The sequence below is a fragment of the Actinoplanes sichuanensis genome, assembly GCF_033097365.1.
GTDB classification, from domain to species: domain Bacteria; phylum Actinomycetota; class Actinomycetes; order Mycobacteriales; family Micromonosporaceae; genus Actinoplanes; species Actinoplanes sichuanensis.
On the sequence record NZ_AP028461.1, the window covers coordinates 8,337,323 to 8,351,346 of the forward strand.

At 70.9% G+C, this 14,024-nt stretch carries 16 protein-coding genes; 11 read left to right on the forward strand and 5 right to left on the reverse strand.

The window, feature by feature from the left end:
• The first annotated feature begins 7 nt into the window (after nucleotides 1-7).
• Both Q0Z83_RS38240 and Q0Z83_RS38245 read left to right on the forward strand, forming a co-directional pair.
• On the forward strand, nucleotides 8-664 hold the full coding sequence (locus tag Q0Z83_RS38240; RefSeq protein WP_317788209.1) for a response regulator transcription factor: 657 nt from the start codon (nucleotides 8-10) through the stop codon (nucleotides 662-664).
• On the forward strand, nucleotides 661-1,782 hold the full coding sequence (locus Q0Z83_RS38245; RefSeq protein WP_317788210.1) for a sensor histidine kinase: 1,122 nt from the start codon (nucleotides 661-663) through the stop codon (nucleotides 1,780-1,782). Before Q0Z83_RS38240 ends, Q0Z83_RS38245 begins: the two co-directional genes overlap by 4 nt.
• Before the next feature lie 99 nt (nucleotides 1,783-1,881).
• On the opposite strand, the gene Q0Z83_RS38250 is transcribed toward Q0Z83_RS38245, so the two are convergent.
• Entirely contained in the window at nucleotides 1,882-2,718 is an 837-nt protein-coding gene (locus Q0Z83_RS38250) for a DMT family transporter (protein ID WP_317788211.1), read from the reverse strand.
• 124 nt (nucleotides 2,719-2,842) lie between these two features.
• Between Q0Z83_RS38250 and Q0Z83_RS38255 the strand changes: the two genes are divergently transcribed.
• Together Q0Z83_RS38255 and serA are read left to right on the forward strand one after the other, a co-directional pair.
• Nucleotides 2,843-3,766: a phosphotransferase gene (locus tag Q0Z83_RS38255; RefSeq protein ID WP_317788212.1), complete on the forward strand. Its 924-nt coding sequence runs from the start codon at nucleotides 2,843-2,845 to the stop codon at nucleotides 3,764-3,766.
• A gap of 192 nt (nucleotides 3,767-3,958) precedes the next feature.
• Nucleotides 3,959-5,173 (forward strand): phosphoglycerate dehydrogenase, encoded by a 1,215-nt coding sequence (gene serA / locus Q0Z83_RS38260; RefSeq protein ID WP_449701846.1) that lies wholly within the window; start codon nucleotides 3,959-3,961, stop codon nucleotides 5,171-5,173.
• A 33-nt stretch (nucleotides 5,174-5,206) separates the two neighbouring features.
• Here serA and Q0Z83_RS38265 read toward each other — a convergent pair whose 3' ends face one another.
• A complete protein-coding gene (locus tag Q0Z83_RS38265; RefSeq protein WP_317788214.1) occupies nucleotides 5,207-6,541 on the reverse strand; it encodes a hypothetical protein in 1,335 nt (444 codons plus the stop codon).
• Nucleotides 6,542-6,955: 414 nt separating this feature from the next.
• Complete coding sequence (locus Q0Z83_RS38270; protein WP_093620368.1) at nucleotides 6,956-7,630, reverse strand: response regulator; 675 nt, start codon at nucleotides 7,628-7,630, stop codon at nucleotides 6,956-6,958.
• Nucleotides 7,631-7,837: 207 nt separating this feature from the next.
• Here Q0Z83_RS38270 and Q0Z83_RS38275 point away from each other — a divergent pair, with 207 nt between their 5' ends.
• The 5 genes from Q0Z83_RS38275 to Q0Z83_RS38295 are packed head-to-tail and all read left to right on the forward strand — an operon-like array spanning nucleotide 7,838 to nucleotide 11,527.
• Complete coding sequence (locus Q0Z83_RS38275) at nucleotides 7,838-8,323, forward strand: HTH domain-containing protein (RefSeq protein WP_317788215.1); 486 nt, start codon at nucleotides 7,838-7,840, stop codon at nucleotides 8,321-8,323.
• A gap of 21 nt (nucleotides 8,324-8,344) precedes the next feature.
• A complete protein-coding gene (locus Q0Z83_RS38280; RefSeq protein WP_378078909.1) occupies nucleotides 8,345-8,947 on the forward strand; it encodes a class I SAM-dependent methyltransferase in 603 nt (200 codons plus the stop codon).
• A 41-nt stretch (nucleotides 8,948-8,988) separates the two neighbouring features.
• On the forward strand, nucleotides 8,989-9,462 hold the full coding sequence (locus Q0Z83_RS38285) for a MarR family winged helix-turn-helix transcriptional regulator (protein ID WP_317788217.1): 474 nt from the start codon (nucleotides 8,989-8,991) through the stop codon (nucleotides 9,460-9,462).
• 28 nt (nucleotides 9,463-9,490) lie between these two features.
• Complete coding sequence (locus tag Q0Z83_RS38290; protein ID WP_317788218.1) at nucleotides 9,491-11,209, forward strand: MDR family MFS transporter; 1,719 nt, start codon at nucleotides 9,491-9,493, stop codon at nucleotides 11,207-11,209.
• A 9-nt stretch (nucleotides 11,210-11,218) separates the two neighbouring features.
• Nucleotides 11,219-11,527, forward strand: coding sequence for an antibiotic biosynthesis monooxygenase family protein (locus tag Q0Z83_RS38295; RefSeq protein ID WP_317788219.1), 309 nt, complete (start codon nucleotides 11,219-11,221; stop codon nucleotides 11,525-11,527).
• A 45-nt stretch (nucleotides 11,528-11,572) separates the two neighbouring features.
• Here the strand turns inward: Q0Z83_RS38295 and Q0Z83_RS38300 are convergent, their stop codons facing one another.
• Both Q0Z83_RS38300 and Q0Z83_RS38305 read right to left on the reverse strand, forming a co-directional pair.
• Entirely contained in the window at nucleotides 11,573-12,388 is an 816-nt protein-coding gene (locus Q0Z83_RS38300) for a GAF and ANTAR domain-containing protein (protein WP_317788220.1), read from the reverse strand.
• Between the two features lie 335 nt (nucleotides 12,389-12,723).
• A complete protein-coding gene (locus Q0Z83_RS38305; protein WP_317788221.1) occupies nucleotides 12,724-12,972 on the reverse strand; it encodes a DUF6158 family protein in 249 nt (82 codons plus the stop codon).
• A 90-nt stretch (nucleotides 12,973-13,062) separates the two neighbouring features.
• On the opposite strand from Q0Z83_RS38305, the gene Q0Z83_RS38310 reads away from it, so the two are divergent.
• A complete protein-coding gene (locus tag Q0Z83_RS38310) occupies nucleotides 13,063-13,491 on the forward strand; it encodes a hypothetical protein (protein ID WP_317788222.1) in 429 nt (142 codons plus the stop codon).
• Nucleotides 13,492-13,524: 33 nt separating this feature from the next.
• Nucleotides 13,525-13,842, forward strand: a complete 318-nt coding sequence (locus Q0Z83_RS38315; protein WP_317788223.1) for a DUF3817 domain-containing protein — start codon at nucleotides 13,525-13,527, stop codon at nucleotides 13,840-13,842.
• The last annotated feature ends 182 nt before the right edge of the window (nucleotides 13,843-14,024 follow it).

The window sequence follows — 14,024 nt, forward strand, 5'->3', positions numbered from 1 at the left end:
TGGACGCATGCGGATCCTGGTGGTGGAGGACGAACCGCTGCTCGCCGATGCGGTGGCGCAGGGGTTACGGCACGAGGCGCACGCCGTCGACGTCGTCTACGACGGCGGATCGGCTCTGGAGCGGATCGACGTCAACGACTACGACGTGGTGGTGCTGGACCGGGACGTGCCGGTGGTGCACGGCGACAAGGTGTGTCGGGTGTTGGCCGAACGCAAGGCCGACATCCGGGTGCTGATGTTGACCGCGGCCGCCGGGATCGACGACCGGGTCAACGGGCTGGCCCTGGGTGCCGACGACTACCTGCCGAAACCGTTCGCGTTCCGGGAGCTGTCGGCCCGGGTCGCCGCACTCGGCCGGCGGGCCCGTCCGGCGGCGCCGCCGGTGCTGCGGCGGGCCGGGATCAGCCTCGACCCGTACCGGCGGGAGGTGCACCGCGACGGCCGTTATGTGCCGCTGTCGCGGAAGGAGTTCGCGGTGCTGGCCGAGCTGCTGCGCGCGGACGGGACGGCGGTGTCTGCGGAGACGCTGCTGGAGAAGGCGTGGGACGAGAACGCCGACCCCTTCACACACGCGGTACGGATGACGATCCTGAAACTGCGCCGCAAACTCGGCGATCCGCCGGTGGTGCTGACCGAACCGGGAGTGGGGTACCGCATCCGATGAGACTGACCGTGCGTGCCCGGCTGACCGCCGTCTACGGTGGCCTGTTCGTCTCGGCCGGTCTGACGCTGCTGGGCGCCATCTACGTGCTGGTGGAACGGAGCGGGACTCTCGTCGCCGGCACCGCGAGCCCGTCCGGTGAGGCGCCGCCGCCGAAGGGCGCCGCCGAGGGTTCCCTGTTCGTCGAGAAGGTGACCGGCGGGCCGGGTGAGCTGTTGCACAGTGTGGTGGTGCAGGCCGCGATCGCGCTGGTGGTGGTGAGCGCGGCGACGATCGCGCTGGGCTGGCTGATCGCCGGGCGGATGCTGCAGCCACTGCATCAGATCACCGCGACCGCTCGGCGGATCGCCGAGGCGCCGTTACCCGATCGTGGGCTGCCTGAGCGGATCGCCCTGGACGGGCCGAACGACGAGCTGAAACAGCTGGCCGACACGTTCGACCTGATGCTGGCCCGGCTGGAGCAGTCGCTCGACGGGCACCGTCGGTTCATCGCGAACGCGTCACACGAACTGCGGACCCCGCTCACTCTCAACCGGACGCTGCTGGAGGTGGCGCTCGAACCGGCGGACACCTCGCCCGAGGTGCGGCAGCTCGGCACGACACTGCTGGCCATCAACGACCGGCACGGCCGGTTGATCGACGGTCTGCTGCTGCTGGCCCGGTCCGAGCGGGAAGTCACCGAGCGGTCCTATGTCGACCTGGCCGACATCGTCGATCACGTCGCCGTCTCGGACACTGTCAAGGTCGTCACCGAGACGGAGGAGGCGGCCGTCCTCGGTGATCCGGTGCTGTTGGAACGCCTGGTGCAGAACCTGGTGGAGAACGGTGTTCGGCACAACGTCCCGGAGGGCGGCTGGGTCCGGGTCACCACCTGCACCCGGCCCGACGGCTGGGTCGAGCTGCAGGTCGGCAACTCCGGTCCGATCGTGCCGCGTTACGAGGTGGCCGGCCTGTTCCAGCCGTTCCGTCGCTTCCACCGGGAACGCCTGGCCGCTCCGGGCGCCGGCCTGGGCCTCTCCATCGTCCAGGCCGTCGTCGGCGCCCATCACGGTCGGCTGCGGGCCGACGCCCGCGACGAGGGCGGCCTCACGGTCACCGTCCTGCTTCCCCGGGCGCCCTGAAAAACCCTTATTCGGTACGGCCACGAAAGTCCCGGGGCCACCCCGCGACACCGGCGGTGGTCCCGCCCACCAGCGCGACTTTCGGGCGGAAGCCGCTGGTCACCGGACGGACATCCCGGCTGTCGAGGTGGCCGCGCTACGCCGGGCCAGCCCGACCACACCCCACCCCATGACCAGCGCCGCGACCGCCACGGTGACCAGCCCGGCCGCACCGAACCGGACGCCCTCACCGAACAGCACCACCCCGGCCACCGCCGCGACCAGCGGATTCGTGACACTGACGGTGGCCAGCGGCGCGGCCAGCCCGGCACCCCGATAGGACATCTGCCCGAGCAGGTAGCCACCCACCGCGAACACCGCCACCAGCAGCGCCGCGGGCACCGACACCGCACCCGACCCGCCGGTGGTGAACGAGGTCAGCACCGCCTTGGACAGCACCGACGACATCCCGAACGCGACCCCGGCCGCCGCGGCCAGCAGCACCGCCCGGCCCCGCGGCCCGGCCCGCCACGCGCCGAGGCCGCAGGCCAGCATCACGGCCACCGTGATCAGCGCGAGCCGCACGATGACCGGCCCGGTCAGCAGCGCCGGCCGGTCCGGCCCCACCGACAGCGACAGGATCAGCGCCAGCCCGGCGACCGTCGCCGCCGCGTCCCGCCACGATGCCGCGCTGATCCGCGTCCGGTAGCGGACCACCTCGATCGGCAGCGCGAACAGCAGCGTGAGCGTGCCCAACGCCTGCACCACGGCGACCGTCCCGAAATTCAGCGCCACCACGTGCAGGCTCGCTCCGGCAGCGGTGAGCAGCAGCGCCGCCGCCCACCGTGATCGGCCGCGATGCCCGCTGCCGGCGAGCCGCTCCTGCGCCACCGCGGCCGACGCGTAGGCGGCGACGGACAGCAGGGAGAGCGTGACTGCCCACCCCAGCGATCCCATCGCCCCCACCTGAAAGACGCGGCCTGCATCGACGATACCGAGCCCGTAGCGGCCCGGGCCGGTCGCTCCACGGACGTGGAAATCCGGTTGGGCACCGCACCCGGTCCCTGCCACGATCACCGGCATGGTGGTGGCGAGCGGTGTGCGGATCGGCTGGGCGGACCTACCCGGCCCGGTCCGCGGCGAGATCGAGCGGATCATCGGCGGCGGCCCGGTGGTGACGGCCCGGTCCCAGGCCGGTGGCTTCTCCCCGGGGACCGCCGACCGGGTCCGCACCGAATCCGGCCGGCCCGCGTTCGTGAAGGCGGTCACCCCCACCATCAACGTCGAATCGGCCGCGATGGCCCGGGCTGAGCTGCGGATCAGCGCCGCGATGCCGGCCGGCGCGCCGGTGCCCCGGGTCCTCGGCGGCTTCGACGACGGCGAATGGGTGGCGCTGGTCCTGGAGGACGTCGAGGGCACGCATCCCCGTACCCCCTGGGTCGAGGACGAGATCCGCGGCGCCGCAGCCGCGTTGCGTGACCTCGCCGCAGCGCTCACGCCGTCGCCGATCCCCGGCCTGCCGCAGGCGGCCGGCCGTCTCGCGCCCGCGTTCGGCGGCTGGCCGGAGGTCGCCGCCGACCCACCGGCCGACCTCGACCCGTGGGCCGCCCGACACCTGGACCGGCTGTGCGAGGCCGCCGACCGGGCCCGGACCGCCATCTCCACCGGCGACACCGTCGTGCACACCGACCTGCGGGCCGACAACATCCTGATCCGCCCGGACGGCCGGTTCGTGTTCATCGACTGGCCGTGGGGCTGCACCGGCCCGGACTGGCTGGACGCGGTGCTGCTGGCGATCAACGTGGTGGTGCACGGCGGCGACCCCGGCCCGCTGCTGTCCGATGCCGACCCGCGGACCGCGGTCGATGTCGTCGCCGCCACCGCCGGCTATTTCCTGAACAGCGCCCGCCGCCCGGCACCGCCGGGGCTGCCGACGATCCGGGAGTTCCAACGTTTCCAGGGTGACGCGCTGGTGCCGTGGCTGCGTGCCGCGTTCGGGGACTGACCGGCCGTAATCACCGAAACGGGGCTGAACCACACCCGCTGCCGACTCGTAACAGTTACGGGGTTGACCGGTAGATGGGACCTCAAGCACACCGCACCGGGCCCGGCACGCCGGGAGACTAGGCTTGACGCCCGTGAACTGGGCTTCGGCGTGGCGGCCCGGGCGCCCAACCGAATCATGGAACGGAAAACGATGACCGAGCAGCCCAAGGTGCGAGTCCTGCTTCTGGAGAGCATCCACCCCGACGCGGTTTCCCGCCTCGAGGAGGACGGCTTCCAGGTCGAGTCCCTGCGCAACGCCCTCGACGAGGTCGAGCTGATCGAGCGCATCTCCGGAGTCAATCTGCTCGGCATCCGGTCCAAGACGCAGGTGACGGCGAAGGTGCTGGAGGCGGCCGACAAGCTCGTCGGCATCGGCGCGTTCTGCATCGGCACCGACCAGATCGACCTGGCCGCCGCGTCGGCCGGTGGTGTCGCGGTGTTCAACGCCCCGTTCTCGAACACCCGCTCGGTGGTCGAGCTGGCGATCGCCGAGATCATCGCGCTGACCCGCCGCCTCACCGAGAAGAACGCGCTGATGCACGCCGGCGTGTGGGACAAGTCGGCCGACGGCGCCCACGAGATCCGCGGCCGTCGTCTCGGCATCATCGGCTACGGCAACATCGGCACCCAGCTGTCGGTCCTGGCGGAGAACCTGGGCATGTCAGTGTCGTTCTACGACACCTCGGACAAGCTGGCGCTGAGCAACGCGCACCGCTGCGCCAGCCTCGACGAGCTGCTGGAGTCCAGTGACATCGTCACCATGCACGTCGACGGCCGTCCCGGTAACGCCGGTTTCTTCGGCGCCGAGCAGTTCGCCAAGATGCGGCCCGGAAGCCTGTTCCTGAACCTGTCGCGGGGCATCGTCGTCGACCACCTGGCGCTGCGTGACGCGTTGAAGAGCGGCCGCCTGGCCGGTGCCGCGGTCGACGTGTTCCCGGCCGAGCCGAAGGGCCGCGGCGACGAGTTCCTGTCCGAGCTGCGCGGCCTGCCGAACGTGATCCTCACCCCGCACATCGGCGGTTCGACCGAGGAGGCGCAGTCCGACATCGGCGGCTTCGTGGCGAACAAGCTGGCCAAGTTCGTGACCGAGGGCAACACCTCGCTGAGCGTGAACCTGCCCGGCGTCACCCTGCCCGAGCTGCCCGGCATGCACCGCATCGTGCACATGCACAAGAACACCCCGGGTGTGTTGGCACAGGTCAACCGGATCCTCGCCGAGCACAACGTCAACGTCGAGGGCCAGATGCTGAGCACCCGCGGGGAGTACGGCTACCTGATCACCGACATCGCCCGCGGCTACCCCGACGAGGTGCTGGACCAGCTCCGTGACATGGAGCAGACCGTCCGGCTGCGTGTGCTGAACTGAGTTCCGGCGGCCGGGACCACCTGACCGGGCAGGTCAGGTGGTCTCGACCGTCAGCAGCGTGACCGGGGCGACCGCGTCGACGTCGTACCTGTTGCCGGTGGTCCAGTCTTTCGGGGTCAGAGTCGAGCCGGGCGCCACGTCCCGCAGGGTCCGCGAACCGGCCGTGACCGTGCCGGCGCCGCCGCCGACCTTTATCCGCACCGGGCTGCCGGTGGGCGCCCGCAGGACCAGTTCCTCCACCCCGCCGGTGATCTTCATGGGCACCGTGCCGGCCGCCTCGGCGAGGGTCACCTCGGCCCGCCGGGTGCCACCGACGATCTCGATGCCACGGACCCGGCCGGCGCTCAAGTCGACGATCCGCTCGGCCGAGTAGCCGGAGAAACGGATGGTCCACCGCACCTTCGCGGCCAGGACCACCTCCACCTCACCGCCGACACCGGCGTCGTCGCGGGTCACGTCGACCCGGAGTCGGTCGTCGCGCATCTCCGCGCTGGGTTTGATGCCGGCGCCCTCCGGCGAACTGATCTGGTAGAGGTCGTCGCCCAGGTCGGCGATCCGCAGCTGCACCCGGTCGGTGGCGGCGAGCATCTCGAACGTGGCGATCGTCCGATCCTCCAGTGGCCCGCTGACGACCCGCTGATCCCCACCGCCCCCACCGATGAGGTCGGCGATCTGGTTGTCGTCGCCCGAGTAGTAGACGACCCCGGTGAGCGCGACCACGGCCAGCGCGACGACGCCGAGCACCGCCATGCCGGCGGTGACGAGTCGGGACTGCCGGCGCGGCGGCCGCGTCCCGGGCGGTGTCATCCCCGGCGTCGAAGCCCCGGGTGGTCCGGAGATCGGCCCGTTGGACAGGGTGGCCACCGGCCCGGACGGTGTGCCGCCGCCCGGCAGGGTGTCGGACCACATGACCGGCTCGTCGCGACGGTCCCAGCCACCGGAGGCACCGGTTCCGGCGCCCGCCCAGCCGCCCGACGAGGACGAGCCCGCCGCGAACGAATCCGGCCATGGTGTGCTCGACGCGGCGTCGGCCGGCAGCGACCCGATCCCGACGCTGAACGGGTCGGGATCACTGCTCCACGACGGCGTGTCGGTGCCGTTGCCGCCTGTGCGGACGATCGGCAGATCCTCTGAAGAGGAGGACGACGCCCCCGAGTCCCATCCGGACCGGCCACGTCGCGGCAGATCGTCACCGGCCGCCCGGAACCCACCCGTCGACGGCTCGTCGGAGACCTTCCGCAGACCACCGGTGTCATCCGAGACACGACGCAAACCGCCGGTGTCGTCCGAGACCCGACGCAGACCGCCGGTGTCGTCCGAGACCCGACGCAGACCCCCCGTGTCGTCGATGCCGCGGCCGCGCCCCACACGCGCCCCGCCGATCGGCCCGTCACTGAATCCGAAGGAGACCCGTCCCGGCCCACCGGGCGACGCCGGCCCGAACTCCGGAGCGGACGTGTCGCCCCCCGAAACCCGGGGCGACGGAACAGCCGGTGAGCCCGGCGACGGAACAGCCGGTGAGCCCGGAGCGGCTACCGGTGACGAGATCGACCCTGACTCGGATGGTTTCGGATCGCCGAACCAGCCGAGCGGCTTGTCCCCACTGTCGGCGTCCGGCTCCCGAGCCGGCTGCCGCCGTCTGAGCGGCAAGGCCGAGCTCTCCTCCCCCGGCACTCCGGCCGGAGCGGTACGGTCCACGATTCCTCCCTGCGCAGCGCACCCACGATGTCCCCCGCAGGAAGTACGTAAGGAACCGCTCTTCCGGATGAGTGACAGGAATGTTTACCGTGGGTCAGGTCGAACCAGTCCCCGCCGGGTGGCGATCGCGACCGCCTCGAGCTGACTGTGCGCCCCCAGTTTGGCGAGCACCGCCTTCTGATAGCCGCGGCACGTGTGCACGCTGATACCCAGCCGGCGGGCCACCGCGCGAGCGTCCAGACCGGCCGCCATCAGCTGCAGTACCTCGTCCTCGCGCTGGGTGAGACCACCCGCGGTGAGCCCGTTGCCGCGCTGTCCGGCCACCGCCGGGGTGGTGCTGCGCAGCAGGCGGGCGAGGATGTCGGTGGAGACGGTCATGCTGCCGCGGTGGGCGGTGCGCAATGCATTCAGTACGTCACCGAGCGCACCGTTCTTGGAGAGGAACCCGGCCGCACCGGCGGTGGTGGCCCGCCGAACGAGGGTTTGATCTTCGCTGGCAGTGAGGATCACCACACGTGAGGCGGGCTGTCTAACCCGAATGAGTTCGGCGATGGCGATGCCGTCGGCATCGGACAGTTCCGGGTCCATCACGATCACATCGGGCAGCAGTTCGGCCGCGAGCCGTAGCGCCTCCGCCCCGGTGCGCGCGTGCCCGACCCACTGAAGGTCGGCCTGACCTGCAAGAGCGTGCCCCAGAAGCTCGGCGAAGGTCTGGTGACCGTCGACGACGAGCACAGTGATCGTGTCGCCGCTGTCCATACGTCACCTTCCTCGATGTGCCCCCGACGGGCTCCGCGCAGTCTAAGGATTACCCGACGGACTGCCTTCCCTACCAACAGGCTGCCCACCCGTACGCCCGACGGCCGGATGCCTCCGAGCGGACCCGATGATGCGTCTTTCGGTCAACCCCACCCCCTCGCTTTGGGGCTTGCCGCTGGTACACCTGAAACAGCAGAGTTCTGGATCATGCACGACATCCAGCTCTTCGGCGTTCTCGAGGTCCGCACCCGAGGCATCCGCCTTACCGGGGAAGACTTCGGCGGCGCCCGGCCGCGTCACCTCCTCGCCCTACTGGCGTTGCGGGGTGAGTGGTCGCTTGTGGAGCTGGCCGACACGCTCGGTGTCTCCCCGACGACACTGAAGGACGATCTGGGCATCCTGCGGGACCGCCTGGAGCCCGGCGTCGGTCACCGGGAGTCGGTGATCACGTCCCGCCGGGGCCGGGTCGGCCTGGCCCGCGACCGGGTGCACGTGGACACCGCGACGTTCGACCAGTTGGTGGCGCTGGCCGCCGAGCGCCCGCCGGCCCGTGCGGCCCGCCCTCTGGCCGCCGCCGCCTTCCTCGCGTCGCGTCCGCTGCTGGAGGACGAGGACGCCCCGTGGGCCGCCGAGGCCCGCGCCGAGTACCGGACGAAACTGATCATGGCGGGCGAGCCGCAGCCGATCGGCTAGTTCCAGGACAATCACCGGGTGCTGCCCACCACCCTGTCGCCGGTGCCATTGGCCCCGGAGCTCTCGCTCTATCTCGTCACCCAACCGGTCGGGCTGTTCGACCTGACCGGCGGCGAGTTCCGCAGTGACCGGCCGCCGCCGTTCTGGGCGTTCGCCTGGGCGGGCGGTCAGGCACTCGCTCGTTTTCTGCTGGATCACCCGTCCGAGGTCGCCGGGCGCCGTGTGCTGGACGTGGCCACCGGCTCCGGGGTGGCCGCGATCGCCGCCGCCTACGCCGGGGCCGCCGCGGTGGCCTGTACCGACATCGACCCGGCCGCGGTCGAGGCGGCGCACCGCAACGCGTCGGCCAACGGCCTGTCCCTCGTGGGCCGGCTCGACGATCCCCAGGTGCTGCTGGCCGGGGACGTCTTCTACAGCCCGGTGGTCGCCCCGAAGATGGTCGCCCAGTTGCGCGCCGCCCGGAAGGCGGGCGCCGAGGTGCTGGTCGGCGACCCGGGACGGGGTTTCTTCCCGGAGCGTCTCTTCGATCTGGTCACCGAGTACGTCGTACCGGTCCCCCGCACGCTGGAGGAGACCGAGACGCTCACCACAGGCATCTGGCGTATGCGTTCATCACGCAACTAGTTGTAAGCTACACGCATATCTCGATCCGGAGGACCACGCCCGTGCACGAACACGAATCCACCCGGCTGGCCGACGAAATCACGCGGTTGGTCCGGATGGGCGCGCGATTCCGGGGCATGCTCAAGACGGGAGATCTCGGCGCCGAGTTCTCCGCGCTGATGTTGCTGCCACCGTTGCGCGCGATGGGGCCGATGCGGGTGACCGATCTGGCCGAGGTGAAGGGGGCCGATCCGTCGACGGTCAGCCGCCAGGCCGCCCAGCTCGTCAAGGCCGGTCTGGCCCGCCGTGAGGCGGATCCGGCCGACGGCCGCGCGTCACGTCTGGCCGTGACCGAGGCCGGGGTGGCCGCCTGCGAGCGGGTGCGCCAGGCCCGGGTGGACATGCTGACCCAGGTCCTGACCGACTGGCCCGCCGACCGGGTCGCCGCCTTCACGGATCTTTTCGAAGAGTTCAACAACGCGGTCGAGGCGCACCTGCGCTCCGACCCGGCATCACCCCCACGGGAGACTGCGTGAGCCACCCAGCCCATCGGCGTCGGCGCCGGTGGAATTCACCCACCGCCAGATCCTGACGATCCTCGGCGGCCTGATGATGGGCATGTTCCTCGCCGCGCTGGATCAGACGATCATGGCCACCGCGACCCGGACCATCGCCGACGACCTGCAGGGCTTCGACCTGCAGGCCTGGGCCACCACGGCCTTCCTGATCACCTCGACGATCTCCACGCCGCTGTACGGCAAGTTGTCCGACATCTACGGCCGGCGCCCGTTCTTCCTCCTCGCCATCGGCATCTTCATCGTCGGATCGTTCCTCTGCGGCCTCTCCGACAACATGTGGCAGCTGGCCGCGTTCCGGGCCATCCAGGGCCTCGGTGCCGGCGGCCTGATGTCGCTCGCCCTGGCGATCATCGGCGACATCGTCCCGCCCCGTGAGCGCGCCAAGTACCAGGGTTTCTTCCTGGCCGTCTTCGGCACCGCGAGTGTCCTCGGCCCGATCCTGGGCGGCTTCTTCGCCGGCGCCGACACGATCCTCGGCACCGACGGCTGGCGCTGGGTGTTCTACCTCAACGTGCCGATCGGCCTGGCCGCGATGGCCGTGGTCGCCCGGGTGCTGCACCTGCCGCACCACCGGGTCGACCACCGCATCGACTGGCCCGGCGCGCTCACCCTGATCCTGGCCCTGGTGCCGCTGCTGACCGTGGCCGAGCAGGGCCGCGAGTGGGGCTGGGACTCCGGCCGTTCGATCGCCTGCTTCGTGGTCGGCGCCCTCGGCCTGATCGGCTTCATCCTGGCCGAGCGCGCCTACAAGGACGAGGCGCTGCTGCCGCTGGCCCTGCTCGGCAAACGCACCGTCGCCGTCGGCGTCACCGCCAGCACCATCCTCGGCATGGCGATGTTCGGCGGCCTGATGACCGTCCCGCTGTATCTGCAGATCGTGAAGGGCTCCTCGGCCACCCTGGCCGGCCTGCAGATGATCCCGTTCGTGGTCGGCATCATGGCCGGCTCGATCATCTCCGGCCAGCTGATCTCCCGCACCGGCCGCTACCGGATCTTCCCGATCGTCGGCAGCGTCTTCATGGTGGCCGCGCTCTACCTGTTCTCGCTGATCGGCGCGGACACCCCGTTGTGGCGGGTGATGCTGGTGATGGTGCTGATGGGCCTCGGTCTGGGCAGCAACATGCAGCCGATGATCACCGCCGTGCAGAACGCGGTGTCGCCTCGGGAGATCGGCACCGCCACCGGCGCGGTCACGTTCTTCCGCTCGATGGGCGGCACGCTCGGCACCGCGGTCTTCCTGTCGGTGCTGTTCAACGTGCTGCCCGGCAACATCCAGGACGCGTACGCCGAGGCGCAGCCGACTCCGGCGTTCCAGCAGGCGATCGCGGCCGACCCGTCGCAGGCGGAGACCCTGAAGGTCGCGATGAGCGGCGCAGGCCTCAGCGACACGTCGTTCCTCAGCAAGCTGGCCGACCCGATCTCGCACCCGTTCAAGGTCGGTTTCGCCGACAGCGTGCACGTGGTCTACCTGATCGCGTTCTTCGTGATGATCCTCGGCCTGATCGTGGTCTTCTTCCTGCCCGAGCTTCCGCTCTCGCAGCGCTCGGCCCAGCAGGCCCGAGCCGAGGAGGCGGCGGTCAAGGCAGGCGACGCGGAGGCGGCGGTCAAGGCAGGCGGCGCGGAGGCGGCGGTGAAGACGGGCGGCGCGGATCTTCCGACCGAGCCCCCGGTGCCGTCGGGCAACCCTCCCAGGAACGCGCAGTAGCGTGACCGCATGGCTGTTGTGAAGATCAACGCGATTGAGGTCCCCGAGGGCGCCGGCCCCGAGCTGGAGAAGCGGTTCGCGGCCCGGCACGGCGCCGTGGAGAACTCGCCCGGGTTCCTCGGTTTCGAGCTGCTGCGCCCGGTCGCCGGCGACACCCGCTACTTCGTCTACACCCGCTGGGAGTCCGAGGAGGACTTCCAGAACTGGGCGAACGGCGGCGCCAAGGAGGCACACGCCGGCGAGCGGGCCAAGCCGGTGGCCTCCGGCGCCAGCCTCCTGGAGTTCGAGGTCGTCCAGTCGGTCCAGAAGGCCGGCTGACGCCACGATGGCGTACCCGGGTCGTCCGGGTACGCCATCGGCCGTTCAGGAGCTGTTACGGGCGGCTGCGGCCACCAGCCGGGTGGCCACGGTCCCCCGGTCCAGTCCGAGGCGCTGGGCGCTCTCCTGGAGCACCGCGTAGGCCTCCTGGACGCCACAGCCTCGCTGCGCGATTATCACCCCGGCCGCCCGGTCGACCTCGGCGCCCTCGGTCAGCGCCTCCCGGCGGTGCAGCTCCCCCAGCAGCACCTCGGCTTGGCCGGCCAGGGCCATCGCGGTCACCAGGACCTCCGGGTCCACCGCACCGGCCCGGTCCGGGTAGATGCTGACCGCCCCGACCGCGGTCCGCCGCACGTCCAGCGGGATCGCGGCGACCGCCCGCAGGCCGTCGGCTCGGGCCGCGCCGGCCAACTCCGGCCATCTCTCGTCGGCCGGCAGGTCGTCCGCGGTCACCACGGTGCGGGTGCGGGCCGCCTCCATGCCCGGGCCGGTGCTTCCGGCGTACTGCTGCTGATCGAAGGTCTCACCGGCCGGGCCGGACCCGGCCGCGGTGAGTGGCCCGCCCTCGCCGATCAGGGCGACCGAGCAGCGGACGATGCCGGGCAGAGTGGCCGTCGCGAACGCGGCGAACCGGTCGAGGGCCTGATGCAGGGAGTCCGCGGTGAGCAGGCGGACGGTGACCTCGTGCAGGAGGCCGGCGAGTTCCACCGGGTGTGGCCCACCGGTGATGGCGCCGGTGACCGGAGCCGTGTGCCGCGAGCCGCGGCGCGGGGTCAGCGATGACGTGCCGTCTTTGGGGGTGCGCCGGGCCAGCCGGGCGCCACGCTGCGCGGCCGGGACACGACGTTTCGGGGCAGACACTCGACGGATATTGCCACGTCTATCCGGAATCGTGCGCGATCAGGTGCCACGATCGGGGGGTGTTGCCTGGATAAACCGGGTGCGGAAATTTTGTCCCGGAAAGTTTTGCGCCGCCCCCCGGTGGTCCGGGAGGCGGCGCGGATGCCGGTGTGCAGGTCGCCTCGCGGCGAGTGGCTCAACACGGCTCCAGCCGAACGGTATTCCGTGCAGGCGTTGGGTGAGGCCCGGGGACACTGGGCACACCGGCATCCGTTCACAACCGTCGGCACCACCCGGTGATTCCATGAGCGGGTGTGACGTGGATCACGCCCCGGAGTTCGCCAAACAGCCTCCGCTCAGAAGTCCCGGGTGAGTCGTTCCGGGTCGACCTCGCGCCCCGGATACCGGGCCATGTACTCGGTCTCCAGCTCGGCGGTCCGTTTGAAGTGGTTCTCCAGCGCCGCGTCCGGGCCGTGCCGCAGCGTGTGCAGCCGGGTCCGGTAGAGGCTGGCCAGTTCCCGAAAGAGGTCGTCGTCGGACAGTCCGGCCGGGTCGATACCGGTGTCGAAGGTCACCGCCGCGCCCTCGTCGTGTCGTGCCTTCATCGTCGTGCGCCTCCCGTCGTTTCCGGCTCCACTCGATTGCACCGCTTGCCCGAGCGGGCCGCCGCCAAACCCGCCGGTAGGCTCGAGGGCATGAGAGGGCTGTGGACACCGGCGTGGATGGCCCGTCATCTCCTGGCGCTCGTCCTGACCGTCGGGTGCCTGGCCCTGGGCTGGTGGCAATACAGTCGCGCCGCCGACGGCAACTCGATCAGCTGGGGCTACATGTTCCAGTGGCCGGTCTTCGGTGGGTTCGTCGTGTTCATCTGGTGGCGCGAGGTTCAGCTCGCCCTCGGTAGGGCCGCGGGCGCGCCGTCGACCGCGGCCGAGCCGCCCGCCCCGCCGTCCCCGGCCGTCCCGGGCGCGCCGGTCACCCTGGGCCGCCCGGTCCGGGTCGCGGTCGAGCCCGCCGCCGGCAGCGCACCCGACCCGGAGCTGGACGCCTACAACGACTATCTGGCCTGGCTGGCCGCCAATCCCGGCGCGCGCCCGTCCGACTACCCCGGCCGCATCACCACATAAAGCATCGCCACAGGAAGCAAGGAGCCACCCGCCGTGCAGGGAGCCCTCACCCGCTACCGGATCATCGCCTGGATCGTCGGCGTGGTCCTGCTCGTCCTCACCGTCGGCATGGTGCTGAAATACGGCCCGGCCGACGACGACACCCTGGTCAAGACGGTGGGCCAGTTCCACGGCTTCCTCTACATGGTCTACCTGGCGTGCACCTTCGACCTGTCCCGGCGGGTGCCGTGGCCGTTCAAGCGGATGCTGCTCGTCATGCTGGCCGGGACGGTTCCGTTCTTCTCGTTCTGGGCCGAGCGTCACGTGAGCCGCCACTGGGTTCCGGCCGCCGTCCCGGCACTGAGCGAATAGTCCGATTACCGCGACGAATTAACGCTCAGCGGCGGTCAAATAACAGCCCGTTATCGGGACTATTCTCGCAAGTCCGGCCATTGGTGAAAATCACTCGGCCAGGCCTTGATTTCTTTTCTTCCGTCGATAGGTTAATGCGGTTGGTCCGGTCCGCAGCCACAAACCCTCGGGTGGCGCCGGCC

Excerpts from the sequence above, each read along its gene's own strand:
- Q0Z83_RS38255 (WP_317788212.1), top strand. The coding sequence starts at position 2,843 with ATGGTGGTGGCGAGCGGTGTGCGGATCGGCTGGGCGGACCTACCCGGC.
- Q0Z83_RS38305 (WP_317788221.1), bottom strand. The coding sequence starts at position 12,972 with ATGAAGGCACGACACGACGAGGGCGCGGCGGTGACCTTCGACACCGGT.
- Q0Z83_RS38270 (WP_093620368.1), bottom strand. The coding sequence starts at position 7,630 with ATGGACAGCGGCGACACGATCACTGTGCTCGTCGTCGACGGTCACCAG.
- Q0Z83_RS38250 (WP_317788211.1), bottom strand. The coding sequence starts at position 2,718 with ATGGGATCGCTGGGGTGGGCAGTCACGCTCTCCCTGCTGTCCGTCGCC.
- Q0Z83_RS38310 (WP_317788222.1), top strand. The coding sequence starts at position 13,063 with ATGAGAGGGCTGTGGACACCGGCGTGGATGGCCCGTCATCTCCTGGCG.
- Q0Z83_RS38245 (WP_317788210.1), top strand. The coding sequence starts at position 661 with ATGAGACTGACCGTGCGTGCCCGGCTGACCGCCGTCTACGGTGGCCTG.
- Q0Z83_RS38295 (WP_317788219.1), top strand. The coding sequence starts at position 11,219 with ATGGCTGTTGTGAAGATCAACGCGATTGAGGTCCCCGAGGGCGCCGGC.
- Q0Z83_RS38275 (WP_317788215.1), top strand. The coding sequence starts at position 7,838 with ATGCACGACATCCAGCTCTTCGGCGTTCTCGAGGTCCGCACCCGAGGC.
- serA (WP_449701846.1), top strand. The coding sequence starts at position 3,959 with ATGACCGAGCAGCCCAAGGTGCGAGTCCTGCTTCTGGAGAGCATCCAC.
- Q0Z83_RS38240 (WP_317788209.1), top strand. The coding sequence starts at position 8 with ATGCGGATCCTGGTGGTGGAGGACGAACCGCTGCTCGCCGATGCGGTG.